Annotated in this window: 12 protein-coding genes and 1 riboswitch; of the genes, 2 read left to right on the forward strand and 10 right to left on the reverse strand. The window is 44.5% G+C overall.

What is annotated here, in order from left to right; all coding sequences use genetic code 11:
* Window positions 1–8 precede the first annotated feature (8 nt).
* Complete coding sequence (locus M3I01_RS10895; protein WP_255895903.1) at window positions 9–1,043, reverse strand: AI-2E family transporter; 1,035 nt, start codon at window positions 1,041–1,043, stop codon at window positions 9–11.
* Between the two features lie 9 nt (window positions 1,044–1,052).
* Entirely contained in the window at window positions 1,053–2,507 is a 1,455-nt protein-coding gene (gene sbcB, locus M3I01_RS10900) for an exodeoxyribonuclease I (protein ID WP_255895904.1), read from the reverse strand.
* A gap of 80 nt (window positions 2,508–2,587) precedes the next feature.
* Here sbcB and M3I01_RS10905 point away from each other — a divergent pair, with 80 nt between their 5' ends.
* Window positions 2,588–3,097, forward strand: a complete 510-nt coding sequence (locus M3I01_RS10905) for a YchJ family protein (RefSeq protein ID WP_255895905.1) — start codon at window positions 2,588–2,590, stop codon at window positions 3,095–3,097.
* A gap of 32 nt (window positions 3,098–3,129) precedes the next feature.
* Here M3I01_RS10905 and M3I01_RS10910 read toward each other — a convergent pair whose 3' ends face one another.
* Window positions 3,130–4,029 carry an aldo/keto reductase gene (locus tag M3I01_RS10910; protein WP_255895906.1) on the reverse strand — a complete coding sequence of 300 codons (900 nt, stop codon included), beginning with the start codon at window positions 4,027–4,029 and terminating at the stop codon, window positions 3,130–3,132.
* 300 nt (window positions 4,030–4,329) lie between these two features.
* On the opposite strand from M3I01_RS10910, the gene aroA reads away from it, so the two are divergent.
* Window positions 4,330–5,607, forward strand: coding sequence for a 3-phosphoshikimate 1-carboxyvinyltransferase (gene aroA / locus M3I01_RS10915; RefSeq protein WP_255895907.1), 1,278 nt, complete (start codon window positions 4,330–4,332; stop codon window positions 5,605–5,607).
* 92 nt (window positions 5,608–5,699) lie between these two features.
* Here the strand turns inward: aroA and M3I01_RS10920 are convergent, their stop codons facing one another.
* The 7 genes from M3I01_RS10920 to rsmI form a co-directional block, all read right to left on the reverse strand.
* Window positions 5,700–6,182 carry a Spy/CpxP family protein refolding chaperone gene (locus M3I01_RS10920; protein WP_255895908.1) on the reverse strand — a complete coding sequence of 161 codons (483 nt, stop codon included), beginning with the start codon at window positions 6,180–6,182 and terminating at the stop codon, window positions 5,700–5,702.
* 209 nt (window positions 6,183–6,391) lie between these two features.
* Complete coding sequence (gene thiH, locus M3I01_RS10925) at window positions 6,392–7,579, reverse strand: 2-iminoacetate synthase ThiH (protein ID WP_255895909.1); 1,188 nt, start codon at window positions 7,577–7,579, stop codon at window positions 6,392–6,394.
* Window positions 7,576–8,352, reverse strand: coding sequence for a thiazole synthase (locus tag M3I01_RS10930; protein ID WP_255895910.1), 777 nt, complete (start codon window positions 8,350–8,352; stop codon window positions 7,576–7,578). Before M3I01_RS10930 ends, thiH begins: the two co-directional genes overlap by 4 nt.
* 1 nt (window position 8,353) lies before the next feature.
* The gene (gene thiS, locus M3I01_RS10935) at window positions 8,354–8,551 is read right to left on the reverse strand and encodes a sulfur carrier protein ThiS (protein WP_255895911.1); all 198 of its coding nucleotides are present in this window, start codon (window positions 8,549–8,551) and stop codon (window positions 8,354–8,356) included.
* Window positions 8,551–10,062: a thiamine phosphate synthase gene (gene thiE / locus M3I01_RS10940; RefSeq protein ID WP_275565069.1), complete on the reverse strand. Its 1,512-nt coding sequence runs from the start codon at window positions 10,060–10,062 to the stop codon at window positions 8,551–8,553. The genes thiS and thiE overlap by 1 nt, the downstream gene beginning before the upstream one ends.
* 15 nt (window positions 10,063–10,077) lie before the next feature.
* Window positions 10,078–12,135, reverse strand: coding sequence for a phosphomethylpyrimidine synthase ThiC (thiC, locus tag M3I01_RS10945; protein ID WP_255895914.1), 2,058 nt, complete (start codon window positions 12,133–12,135; stop codon window positions 10,078–10,080).
* A gap of 209 nt (window positions 12,136–12,344) precedes the next feature.
* Window positions 12,345–12,449, reverse strand: a riboswitch (TPP riboswitch).
* A 90-nt stretch (window positions 12,450–12,539) separates the two neighbouring features.
* On the reverse strand, window positions 12,540–13,397 hold the full coding sequence (gene rsmI, locus M3I01_RS10950; protein ID WP_255895915.1) for a 16S rRNA (cytidine(1402)-2'-O)-methyltransferase: 858 nt from the start codon (window positions 13,395–13,397) through the stop codon (window positions 12,540–12,542).
* Between the last annotated feature and the right edge of the window lie 51 nt (window positions 13,398–13,448).

The following is a 13,448-nucleotide window of genomic DNA, read 5'->3' on the forward strand; positions in this document are numbered from 1 at the left end:
AAATTCAATTAGCGCTTTGAATCATCTGTTTCAGAGTCAATCATAATTGCCAACCAATGCATTTTAGGATTTGCTTCAAACGCCAACTTCATAATGATAGTAAGCGGAATAGAAAGCAGCATACCAACAGGACCAAACACCCAACCCCAAAGCAGCAAAGAAAGAAAAACCACCAAGGTAGAAAGCCCTAACCCTTTGCCCATATAACGAGGTTCAATCATGTTACCAACAATTAAATTAACCACTAAGAAGCCTGCACCAGTTAACCCAGCTGACAAACTACCAAGCTGAACAAACGCCAATAACATCGCTGGTACAGCCGCAATGATTGAGCCAATGTTTGGCACAAAATTCAAAAGAAAAGCACAAACACCCCATAAAATTGGAAAGTCGACCCCCAACACCCATAACCAAATAGTTATTAGCACACCGGTTAAAATGCTAACCAATGTCTTGATCACCAAATAGCGATTCACAGAGTTAATAAAAGATTCAAACCACTCTATAGAGTTGGACGCGTCGGTCACTGCCAAAGACAATTTTTTAGGCAATTCAACCGCTTCAAAAAGAATGAAAATTACGATCATCACCACCAAAATAAAATTGGTCAACGCACTACCCAACCCCCTTAAAGCGTTAGCAACCATCTGCATCAATGCCGAAGGGTCAATATACCCCTTCACCTGATCATACGAAATATTCAAGCCTAGGTTATTAATCATGGCGATTATATTGGACATCTCTTCAGCAAAGCGTTTTTTATAATTTGGTAGCTGGTTGGAAAATTCATCCAAAGAAGCGCCAACCAGTAACGCCAATGAACTAATGCCAATCAATATGACAAAAACCACTAATAAGATAGATAGCCAAGTAGGTAAACCGCGGCGGCGCAAGCTCGACATAGCAGGTGCACACACAATGGCAATGAACACAGACAACATTAGTGGGATAACTATCTGCGAAGCCGCCTTTAATCCAGCGATGATAATCATGAACGCGGCAAGACCAACAAGCCAATGGGTTCCTTTATGCTGTTCACTCATCTTAATTCCTTACAATGCAATCGGGTAAATGCTTTGAGCGTAGTCGGCCAGATCTTGCAGCATAATCTTTTTAGCTGCAGGTAGATCGGGGGTTTGAGCAATGCGGTTAAGTTGGTCAAAATATTGCTCCATGTTAATAGATCCACCGCCGTCTTTTTCAAGCAAACGAATTTGGCGATATTCTTCCCACTCAACTCGTTGAGACTCACTTAGTTGATCTGGATAATTACGACCAATATAGCGCATTAACATTTCAGGCAATCGACGATCATCAAACGACATTGCCAATTCTGCCAAATCACTAACCGGCGTCGAGCGAATAGCCTCCATTCTCGTCTTGTCTTCACGCGAGAAAAAACCGCCTGCGTACAACATTAAATCGGGGTCTTTTAAAATTGGACGCTCTGACTGAACAAAAACATCGCTTAACTTTGCAGCCAAGCCGGTCTGCCCCTTAATGATGGCAAGATTATGACGGCACACTTCTCCATCCAGCGCTAAACGCTTTACCACCTCAGTATCTTTCAGAAAAGTCGCTGGTGCTACCGCTGGCGACTTATTGTAATGAATGACTTTTAACGGCAACCTTTCTAGATCCCCCAATTCGTCTTTACGGGTAAATACTCGATGACGTATTTCTTCAACATTTAAATCAATCAATGGTTGAGCATCGGCCATTAAGTCATACACAATCACACCATTTTTATTGGTGGGGTGTGGTGCAACAGGAACAACAAAAGCAGAATAATGCTTTGCTTGACCAAACATCCCCGATATATGCAGAAAAGGCTTCATTCGAGCAACATCAATAAATTGCTGCAACTCGTGTTTTTGGCGCATTTTCAAATAATAATCAAACAACCTAGGCTGCTTGGCACGAATCAATTTCGCTATTTCAATCGTACCGTACACGTCAGACAACGCATCATGGGCTTGTTCGTGGGCTATTTCATTGGCTTTTGTTAAGAGCTCAAGCTTCATAGAAACCTGACCATCATCGCCTTTTGGCCAGATAATACCTTTTGGTCGCATGGCATAGGTCATTCGAACTAAGTCGATCATGTCCCAACGCGAACAACCGTTTTGCCATTCACGCGCATAAGGATCAATAAAGTTACGATAAAAACCATGACGCACCACTTCGTCATCAAACCGAATCGTATTGTAACCAAGCGCACAAGTACCCGGTAACGACAACTCTGCTTCTACCGCTTGCATAAATTCAGCTTCACACAAGCCTTCTCTATTCGCGTCTTGTGGGCTAATACCCGTTAATAAACATGCCTCTGGCTGGGGAAGAACATCCTCAGCCAGTCGGCAATAAAACATAATCGGCTCACCGATAGGATTAAAATCAAGATCCGTCCTAATGCCTGCAAATTGCATTGGACGATCTCGTGCAGGGTCCGTTCCGGTCGTTTCAAAATCAAACCAAAAAAATGAAGTGGGGCCCGATGAAGTCACAAATAATTCCTGTTAGCCGTTAAATAAGACAGGTATTATACGCACCTTAAAGTGTATTTGGCGATGAGAGGAGTTGATCAATGCCAGTCCCAGTTAATTGCCCTTGTGGAACAGGAAGTCCTTATGAGATGTGTTGTGGCATGTACCACAATAATCCAGGCACAGCACCAACAGCAGAAATACTAATGCGTTCACGCTACACCGCTTTTGCCATCGGTGATTTCGACTATATTGCTGTTACACAGAAAATAAAAGAAACACCAGATCAATCCTCTGCTGATATAAAAGACAGCAACGAAAACACCCAATGGATTAAACTGGAAATCAATGAGACAGAAGAAGGTCTAGAAAAAGACAAAGCAGGCGTTGTTGCTTTCTCGGCGCACTTTAAAGAAGGCAAGCACATTGGCCGCCTCAGTGAACGCTCTATTTTTAAGAAAGTTAAAGGACAATGGTTCTACATTTCTGGTGAACACGAAGTACAAAAAAACACGCCTCTAATAAATTCAGATGCAATGAAAACAGGACGAAATGATCCTTGTTTGTGTGGGTCTGGTAAAAAATTCAAAAAATGTTGCGCGATTAATTAATCGCGTAACCTTTATTCTAATAATTCCTTTCATTACGCCACGGAATGCCCTTGAGACGCTGTCCAAATACGAAACCAATCGTCGTCATTTAATGCAATGGTCATAGCGTCCACTGCCGCGGCCAAACGAGCTACTTTCCCAGAACCCATCACAGGACAAATTTCTGCAGGATGGCGTAACAACCATGCCACAACAACCTGATCAACCGTACAATTCATTTCTTCTGCGACTGTTTTTAATACCACCTGAACACGCTTGGCTTTTTCATTCGTGCCTGAAAAAATGTCGCCACCCGCAAAAGGCGACCAAGCCATTGGTGTCACGGCATGTCGCTGTGCATGATTCAGTGTACCATCATCAAAATGCTGTAACGCCAAAGGAGACAGCTCCACTTGATTAATAATCAGTGGCGCATCAAGGCGAGACTGTAATAAATCAAATTGGTGCGTAGTAAAATTCGACACACCAAAATGCTTTACTTTGCCCAAGGTAAATAACAAATCAAGCGTCTGTGCAATCTCATCCGCATCCATTAACGGACTTGGACGATGCAGCAACAAAGTATCAATGTATTCACACTGTAGGTTTGCCAACGATCGATCCACACTCGCTAAAATGTGCTCAGCACGATAATTATAGCGATGCACGTTAATATCAGGACGACGATTAGAAGGTAGCAAAATCCCACATTTTGTGATGATTTGCATTTTATCGCGCAATGCTGGTTTGTGCTTTAACGCATTACCAAACAAGGTTTCGCACTGATAATCACCGTAAATATCGGCATGGTCAAATGTGGTTACACCAAGGTCTAAACAGGCTTCGATAAAGCCCAACGATTCTTGAGAAGTCATGCTCCACTCTTCCATTCGCCAAAAGCCCTGCGCTAGGCGCGAACCTTCGAAACCCAAGGGGTGATATTGATGTCTCATGCTTTCTCTCCTTTCCTACCATCATTTTAATGCTCAATATTCTAAGTTATGACGCACACAACACAAACCAAAAAAAACCAGCATTCTCACAATCCATTGCCTTAGGGCAACTGACACAACTCATCATCGAAGGTATACTAGTTCACATTCAAGACAGACCTCTTTCAATTAGAGCGATGCGACCACATACAAACGGACACTTTTTGGGCAATACCGAACACTTATAATTTACTCGCAGCGACACACTACTAAACACAAGAGCTAAACAACAAACAAAACACCACTGTGATGGACTTAATAATGAATTCAATTACGCTAGGCCCCCTTTCCAAAGCCAATGGAGAGATCCAAATCCCAGGTTCCAAAAGCCTTTCTAACCGCATTTTACTTTTAGCAACCTTAGCGAAGGGCACCACAAAGATTACCAACTTACTAGACAGCGACGACATTCGTCACATGCTAGAAAGTCTCACCAAATTAGGTGTTAACTACTCCCTAGAAGACAAGGGTACGACTTGTATTTTAGAGGGCCTTGGCGGTCCTATTCAGGCCGATTTTGGCGATTTATTCCTCGGTAATGCCGGCACAGCAATGCGCCCTCTTACTGCCGCACTCTGTCTTGGCAAAGGCGAGTTCCATCTTCACGGCGAACCTCGCATGCACGAACGTCCGATTGGCGATCTTGTCGATACACTACAAGCATTAGGTGTAGACATTGCTTATGAAGGCGAGACAAACTACCCTCCGCTGCGAATTAAAGCCAATGGTTTGTCTGGCGGCGAAGTCTCTATTAAAGGCAATATTTCTAGCCAATTTTTAACGGCTATTTTGATGAGTGCGCCTTTGGCGAAGAACGACTTAACCATCAAAGTCGATGGTGAATTAGTGTCTAAGCCGTACATCGATATTACATTGCATGTGATGAAGCAATTCGGTGTTGAAGTAGAAAATCAAAATTACCAAGCTTTTGTCGTGAAAGGTCAACAGACCTACCAAAGCCCAGGTGAAATCATGGTGGAAGGCGACGCGTCTTCAGCATCTTATTTCCTAGCTGCGGCGGCCATTGCCGGCGGAAAAATTAAAGTTCACGGAGTAGGAACAGACAGCGTGCAAGGCGATGTCAAGTTTGCAGAAGTACTCGAGAAAATGGGCGCTAAAATCACCTACGGCCCAACGTGGATAGAAGCAGAACACAAGGAACTTAACGGCGTCGATTTAGACATGAACCACATTCCAGATGCGGCCATGACCATTGCCACGACGGCCCTTTTTGCCAAAGGCCCAACCACTATCCGAAACATCTATAACTGGCGCGTAAAAGAAACAGATCGTTTGTACGCTATGGCAACCGAATTGAAAAAGCTCGGTGCCGATGTCATCGAAGGTGAAGACTTCATTACCGTAACGCCCGTTACAAAACTAAAGCATGCAGAAATCGATACGTATAACGATCACCGAATCGCCATGTGCTTTTCACTCGTGGCCTTCTCGGATACACCAGTGACGATCAACGACCCGGGTTGCACCTCAAAAACTTTCCCAACGTACTTCGAGTTATTCAATACAATCGCTAGCTAAAAAATGTACTTGGGCTTTTCCAAACAAAAAAAGCCCCAGCATTTCGGCTGGGGCAAAGCTCTCAATATAAAGGGAAGTGAGTTAGCTAAATATTACGACTGTGGTTGCACTGGTGCTTCGAGCTTTTCAACCTGTTGCGGAGTAAGCAATTCATATAAACCTGCGCGATTCTTTGCGAAAGCAATAGTAAGACTTTCCGTCAATTCACCGCTGTCTTCAGCAAGATCATCCACTTTGTCCATGTAGTTTTTTGAGCTTGGCGACAAGCTGCTTAGCTCTACTTGAGTACTATGAAGCTGCTCTTGTATTTTACGAATGGCCTTGCCATCCTTTTCAAAAAGGTCAGACACTTTCGATTGTGTTTCTTTATCTAGACCAAGCTGCTGTGCCATACGGCTTGCCAGTTGCTCATGGCTTGGCGCGGCATTGATTTGAGCCTCTGGTACGGTTTGACCTCGAACCGTTGTCGATTGAGGTGCTTTCGTCTCTGCATAAGCGCTGACGGCCACGCCGGTTATAATCGCGGCACTCAAACCGATAACGCCTATCATTCCTGCTTTTTTACGATTAAACATTGTTGGCTCCTTAAGCTCTGTTTCTGTTTGGATGAAATCTATTATGTCCATTTATTTGTCAAACAGTGTCAAAGAGAAAGAATCCACCTGCAAAGCTTGTCATGATTGCGTAAGGGAAAATGCGCATTCTCATGCTTTCCCTACTAACCGAGCAAGCATGAACATATTCTTAGGAATGACGATGAACGCCTTTACTCTCTGTGCATTCTTTAGAAATGAGACAGCGCAGGATCCCAATCCTTCCATACCACTTCACGCCCTTGCGATCGAATCATCGCGGAAATGTCTGCTACAGAACGCTCATCGCTTATTTCGAATTGTTCCAATGCCTCTTGAGAATCATCCGCGTACCCGCCGGGTTGCGTTTTAGACTCGGCACTCATAGTAGTAAACCCCATTCGTACAGCGTGATTTCGAAACTCAGCCGATTCCCGTGTCGACAAGCTCATTTCTAAATCTCTATCAAATAAACGCCACGCGGCAATCAGTTGAACCAACTGTCGATCTGAAATCACCGATTTAGGCACGATGCCACCTTCACACGGTCGAATACGCGGAAACGCCACGCTAAAGCGGCTTCGCCAATAGCGTTTTTGCAAATGCCGCAGATGATGCGCCATCATCACAGAGTCTGTGCGCCAGTCCTCCAAACCCAGCAAAACACCCAACCCTACTTTATGAATTCCGGCTTGCCCAATACGATCCGGTGCGTCTAAGCGGTAATTGAAATTGGATTTATTACCGCGTAAATGATGCTCAAGATACGTCTTGCGTCGATAGGTTTCTTGATAAACCAAGACACCATCTAAGCCAATGGTTTGCAGTGTTTTGTATTCAGCCGCATCCAAGGGCTGTACTTCCATCGATAACTGACTGAAATACGGTTTAATGTGCGGAATCATGCGCTCAAAATACGGCATGGACACTTTATTAGTTTCACCTGTTACCAACAACAGATGATCAAAGCCTTTACTTTTAATCGCCATCACTTCTTTTTGAACCTGAGATTCATCCAGTGTGAGACGCTTAATCGCGTTGCTCATCGAAAAACCACAATAGGTACATTCATTCGCACAGGTGTTAGACAAATACAAAGGAGCAAATAGGCTCAGTGTGTTACCAAAACGCTGTAAGGTCAGCTTTTCGCTTTTATCCACCATTTTAAGTAAATAAGGTTCCGCCGCGGGTGAAATCAGCGCCGTAAAGTCATCCACATTTAATTTGTTTTTCCCAAGCGCACGCAGCACATCTTGCTCAGTTTTCTCTTCATGTGAACGAGTAACCGACTGCCAATCTGCATTCTCTACAAACTCACTAAATTGACCGGCAATGGTTGGAGCTTGCTCTAGCAATCTAACCTTGCTTATATTTGTGCTTGAATCAGGTATCAAACTCATGACAAAGCACCTAGGAATTCAGTCAGTGGACTGGTCGCCTGCGCCTGCACGCGCTTTTCTCCTAAACCTGATTCATAGGCGATTCGCCCCGCCTCAACAGCAAGACGAAAGGCTTTGCCCATTTGCGCGGGTTGTTTTGCAACCGCCATGGCGGTATTGACCAACACCGCATCCGCACCAATTTCTAACGCCAAAGCTGCATCCGATGGTGCGCCAATGCCAGCATCGACAATCACTGGCACTGCACTTTGTTCAATAATGATTTCCAAAAATGGACGGCTAGCCAACCCCATATTAGAACCAATTGGTGAACCTAACGGCATCACACATTGACACCCCACCTCTTCTAACCGCTTACAAAGCACAGGATCAGCATGGACATAAGGCATGACCACAAAGCCTTTTTTGATTAATTCTTCGGCTGCTAATAACGTTTCCACGCCATCTGGCATTAAGTAGCGAGGATCAGGATGAATTTCTAATTTGACCCAATTTGTCTCCAATGCTTCTCTAGCCAGTTCAGCGGCAAACACCGCTTCTTTCGCGGTGCGCGCGCCAGACGTATTCGGTAATAACTTAATACCATGCTGCTGCAAGGGTTGTAGAATATTATCGGTTTGATGTTTCAAATCCATACGACGTAAAGACAAAGTGACCAACTCACTTTCACTAGCGGCCAAAGATGCCATCATGGCATCCGCGCTGGCGTATTTTCCGGTACCCGTAAAAAGTCGAGAATGAAATTCATGCCCTGCAATAAAAAAAGACGACATATTAGCCTCCAGCAATGGATTCAAAAATAAAAACCTGACTCTGTTCATTCAACTCAGTGTTGCTCCATAAACTCTTCGGCACCACCCGCTGATCAATTGCTACTGCAATGCCTTTCGTCTCTTTCCCCAAGCTATCCAGTAAATCCTTTAACGTTTCACCAGAAAAATCAAAAGGAGCGTCATTCAGCATAATATTCATTAAACACTTCCTTCTTCGTGTTGAAGTAATGATGCCATGAGTGACCGTGTCGCCACTTCTGGATTATCCGCTTTTGTAATCGCCGTCACTAAAGCCACACTAGTCACACCGGTTTTCGCGACTAAAGGCAGTCTTTCAGCGTCAATGCCACCGATGGCAACCGTCGGATAATGACCTTTAAGTAAACGAGCATAATGGGCAAGACGCTTTACCCCTTGTGGCTGAGATGGCATATCTTTGGTTTGCGTTGGGAAAATATGCCCTAAGGCGATGTAACTCGGTTTAATCAATTGGGCACGTGCAATTTCGTAATACCCGTGAGTGCTGATACCTAATCGAAGCCCAGCCTCCTGAATAGCAGACAGGTCTGCCACATCTAAATCTTCCTGACCCAGATGCACACCATAAGCACCAAAGGTGATCGCCTGCTGCCAATAATCATTAATAAAGACCTGTGCGTTGTACTTTTTACCTAAGGCGATTGCCTGTTGAATTTTCCCTTCTAACTCAGGGTCGTTTGGATTTTTGATCCGAAGTTGAGCCAATTTGATGCCTTGCTTGAGCACCAAGGTCAACCAAGCAATCGTATCCACCACCGGATATAAACCCATTTTATTCAGATCCATCTTGGCAAATGACAAATGGGGCGCATTCGAACATTTATGAGGCGTCATTATTATAGGTAAATTTTCGATCTGCAAAGGCCAACCCGGTAGCCCAAATTGGGTGGTTTTTTCATCAATCTTCAACGTCGATTTAAATGCCGCATTTAGATAGGCTTTCGCCATGGTCATCGCATCGAATACATCGTAACCATGAGCAATGAAGCTCGCCAACGCCATCGACAAAGTCCCACCTTTGCCATCGGCATTCTGTCTGATTAACTTGTCACTTGAAAAACCGACAATACTGGTTTGGCTCACTAACCAATCCGTCATTTTTCCTGCTTCAGTGCGATCTCCTTTTATTAACCAGCGACACGGTGACGCGTAAAAATACGCAGCCAGTTGCGCTTGTAAATCCGTTATAGATTGCTTACCAGACAGCCCCGTTAGTCTTTCAAATTCTCGTCGGGTCGGCGTAATTACATCGACATAAGGCAACAAAGGGGCGAGTAAATCTGCCCCAAAGTCTGCTTTTGCTAGATCATTCCTATTACTTCCGCTTACCATGACAGGATCAAATACCACTAGCACATTAGGATAGTCCGCTTTCAAACGTTCTAGCCAAGTAGAACAGGCTTTCACTATTTCTGCCGATGGCAAGAAACCAATTTTAATCGCATCTGGCGGCAGATCATCTAGCAAAGTTTGCCATTGCTCGTTAAATCTAGACAGCGAGATCGGCTCTAACAAATAGCCGTTTTGAGAATTTTTCTCACTGGTGGCAGCCATAATACTTTCAACATGGCAGTCTAAATCTTGGCCTGTGCAAATATCTGATGGCAACCCTGTGTGGGCGGACGAATCCGACCCGCCCACACACCAGACAACAGGAGGTTTAATAGACATAATTCCTCCTTGCGCTTACAGCGACTTTTCTTTTGATTTTTCGGTTGCTCGCGTCTCTTTCGTCAATGTATCTGTCGTTAATTTATCGGTTGTTAAGTAAACATCACTACCCAACTCACGGAATTGCGCCGACATTTTTTGCATGCCATTCTTAGCTTCGTTTGCGCTCAAAGTACCTGCATCCAAAGCACTAACATCTATCTTTTGAGCTTCCAATTCCAATCCCTTGGCGTATTCTCGTACTTCTTGAGTGATTTTCATTGAGCAAAATTTCGGCCCACACATAGAACAAAAGTGTGCCACTTTTCCTGAAGCCTGCGGTAAAGTTTCGTCGTGATAAGAACGCGCTGTTTCTGGGTCAAGCGATAAGTTAAACTGATCTTCCCAGCGAAACTCAAAACGTGCCTTAGACAAGGCGTTGTCACGAATTTGTGCTCCCGGATGGCCTTTCGCCAAATCCGCTGCATGAGCAGCGATTTTGTAGGTAATCAAACCTTCTTTTACATCTTCTTTATTCGGCAAACCAAGATGCTCTTTTGGCGTCACGTAGCACAACATAGCACAGCCATACCAGCCAATTTGCGCCGCACCAATCCCAGAAGTAATATGATCATAGCCTGGCGCAATGTCTTGTGTCAGCGGGCCTAATGTATAAAAAGGTGCCTCATGACAAAGCTCAAGCTGCTCAGTCATGTTTTCTTTGATCAACTGCATGGGCACATGCCCAGGCCCTTCAATCATGACTTGTACGTCGTATTCCCACGCTACTTTGGTGAGTTCACCCAAGGTACGAAGTTCCGACATTTGCGCTTCGTCATTAGCGTCCATAATCGAGCCCGGACGCAACCCGTCACCTAAAGACAGCGCCACATCGTAAGCAGCACAGAGCTCACAAATATCACGAAACCGTTCGTATAAGAAACTTTCTGTGTGATGCGCCAAACACCATTTTGCCATGATGGAACCACCACGAGAAACGATGCCGGTTAGACGCTTGGCCGTCATTGGCACATAGCGCAATAAGACACCGGCGTGAATGGTAAAGTAGTCAACGCCCTGCTCGGCTTGCTCTATTAATGTATCGCGGAACACATCCCAATTAAGATCTTCGGCGACACCATCGACTTTCTCTAATGCTTGGTAAATAGGTACCGTACCGATTGGCACAGGCGAGTTACGCAAAATCCATTCACGCGTTTCATGTATATTTTTGCCCGTTGATAAATCCATGACGGTGTCTGCCCCCCAGCGGGTCGACCAAACTAGCTTTTCGACCTCTTCTTCAATCGAAGATGTTACCGCTGAGTTACCAATATTGGCGTTCACTTTCACTAAGAAATTACGACCAATTATCATCGGCTCGGATTCTGGATGATTAATATTATTCGGAATAATCGCACGACCTCTGGCGACTTCATCGCGTACAAACTCGGGCGTAATGCGAGTTTGCAAGTTTGCCCCAAAGCTTTGCCCTGGGTGCTGCTTCCGCAATAATTCACTCTTAATTGCATCCATATTTTGGTTTTCACGCAATGCAATGTATTCCATTTCTGGCGTCACAATACCTTGACGAGCATAATGCATTTGCGTCACACATTTACCCTGTCGGGCCTTTCGTACGGTGGGCAGTTGTTTAAAACGCAGCTCGTCTAACGATGAATTTTCCAAGCGAGACTGAGCAAACTGTGATGAAACACCCTGTAAAGCTTCAGTATCTTGGCGCTTTTCTATCCAAGGTGCACGCATGGCAGCTAAGCCTTCGTAAACATCAATAGTGACTTGAGGGTCTGCATAGGGTCCGGAACAATCATAGATGTATATGGCTTCATTGGGTTCAAAGTCAAGATTGTCAGGGTCAGACCCAAGCGGTGTATCGGTCAGGTTAATTTTGCGCATGGGAACACGGATAGAGTCATTAGAACCCGTTAAATAAATACGCTCTGACGCCGGAAACGGTGTGGCTTGCAAGGATTCAATAAAGGATTTTGCAGCTAAACGTGTTTCTTCACGAGACTGCTTTTTAGATACCTTGTTTGGTTTTTTCTGTTGATTCGGTTCGTTGATAGTAGACATAAGCATTTCCCTTATTTAAAAACTGGAGAATTGCTTGTCTGGGGTGCTGCTTTACTGGAAAACGCATTTAAAGACGCTTTTAAAGCAAAACATGAACCCTGAATTTTCATTGAAGAATGATGGGCGTGACGTTACGAATAAAACAGTAGACATCGCATCGAATCAATCGTCATAAAAAATACAGGTGTTCATTCGATGCAGAAAAGAAAAATGGAGACTTTCTTGTTTCCTACGCGGGTTCTAACCCGATCAGGTTCTGCGGATCCCGCACTTAATTATGCGATCTCAGCCAAATGGCACTCCGACAAGTGAGACTGAGTATACCCAGTCTCACTTTCTTGTAAACACCTAATTTTTATCAGGACTAAGGAAGGAAAATATATCAACCACTAAAGGATTTATGCTTAGTTTTGCATTTCTAACGCCATTTTATAAAGGTAGTTTTTCTTTTCGCCGGTTAATTTCGCAGCCATGGCAGCGGCTTGTTTAACCGGTAAATCTTCCAACAAAATAGTGAGAATCCGTTTTGCTTCTAACTCCGCTTCATCGCCACTTTCTTGAGTAAAACTCAACATGACGACAAATTCACCACGCAATTGATTCGCATCAGCGTCAAACATCGCAAGAATCTCCGCCGCAGTGCCGGATAAGAAGGTCTCAAAGGTTTTTGTCACTTCTCGTGCGAGAACTAGCTGAGCATCCTCACCATAGACTTTTTGAACATCGGCAATGGAGTCATAAATACGGTGCGTCGATTCATAAAACACCACCGTGCCGGTCTGCTTCTTCCATGACTCGAACAAATCACAGCGACCTTTTGACTTCGCTGGAACAAAGCCAGCAAAGAAGAATTGATCCGTCGGCAAACCTGACGCGCACAACGCAGACACCAAAGCACACGCACCAGGAATAGGCACCACTTTATGCCCTTTTCCACGCAGTGCATGCACCACGTGATAACCTGGATCAGAAATTAACGGGGTGCCAGCGTCGGATACCAACGCCACATTTTTACCTTCGTCTAGTAAGCTCGCCACATAACCCGCTTTGTCTTTCTCATTGTGATCATGAATGGAGAAAAGCTTCGCTTCGATGGCGAAATGATTCAATAAACGCCGAGTGTGTCGGGTGTCTTCCGCCGCTATATAGTCTACGTCTCGTAAAGTTTGCTCGGCTCTTTTACTAAAATCATCGAGATTGCCTATTGGGGTTGCAACTATGTACAGCGACCCTCTCGCATCGTCAGAACTATGTGATACCATGTTGCCTCTTTTATTTGTCATTCTATAAGCTTATGAGCCTACTTAATTACC

Source organism: Marinomonas maritima (assembly GCF_024435075.2).
GTDB lineage: Bacteria > Pseudomonadota > Gammaproteobacteria > Pseudomonadales > Marinomonadaceae > Marinomonas > Marinomonas maritima.

Bases quoted from the DNA above. Each gene is read 5' to 3' on its own strand.
- M3I01_RS10895 (WP_255895903.1), bottom strand. From the start codon at position 1,043: ATGAGTGAACAGCATAAAGGAACCCATTGGCTTGTTGGTCTTGCCGCG.
- M3I01_RS10905 (WP_255895905.1), top strand. From the start codon at position 2,588: ATGCCAGTCCCAGTTAATTGCCCTTGTGGAACAGGAAGTCCTTATGAG.
- M3I01_RS10910 (WP_255895906.1), bottom strand. From the start codon at position 4,029: ATGAGACATCAATATCACCCCTTGGGTTTCGAAGGTTCGCGCCTAGCG.
- aroA (WP_255895907.1), top strand. From the start codon at position 4,330: ATGAATTCAATTACGCTAGGCCCCCTTTCCAAAGCCAATGGAGAGATC.
- M3I01_RS10920 (WP_255895908.1), bottom strand. From the start codon at position 6,182: ATGTTTAATCGTAAAAAAGCAGGAATGATAGGCGTTATCGGTTTGAGT.
- thiH (WP_255895909.1), bottom strand. From the start codon at position 7,579: ATGAGTTTGATACCTGATTCAAGCACAAATATAAGCAAGGTTAGATTG.
- M3I01_RS10930 (WP_255895910.1), bottom strand. From the start codon at position 8,352: ATGTCGTCTTTTTTTATTGCAGGGCATGAATTTCATTCTCGACTTTTT.
- thiS (WP_255895911.1), bottom strand. From the start codon at position 8,551: ATGAATATTATGCTGAATGACGCTCCTTTTGATTTTTCTGGTGAAACG.
- thiE (WP_275565069.1), bottom strand. From the start codon at position 10,062: ATGTCTATTAAACCTCCTGTTGTCTGGTGTGTGGGCGGGTCGGATTCG.
- thiC (WP_255895914.1), bottom strand. From the start codon at position 12,135: ATGTCTACTATCAACGAACCGAATCAACAGAAAAAACCAAACAAGGTA.
- rsmI (WP_255895915.1), bottom strand. From the start codon at position 13,397: ATGGTATCACATAGTTCTGACGATGCGAGAGGGTCGCTGTACATAGTT.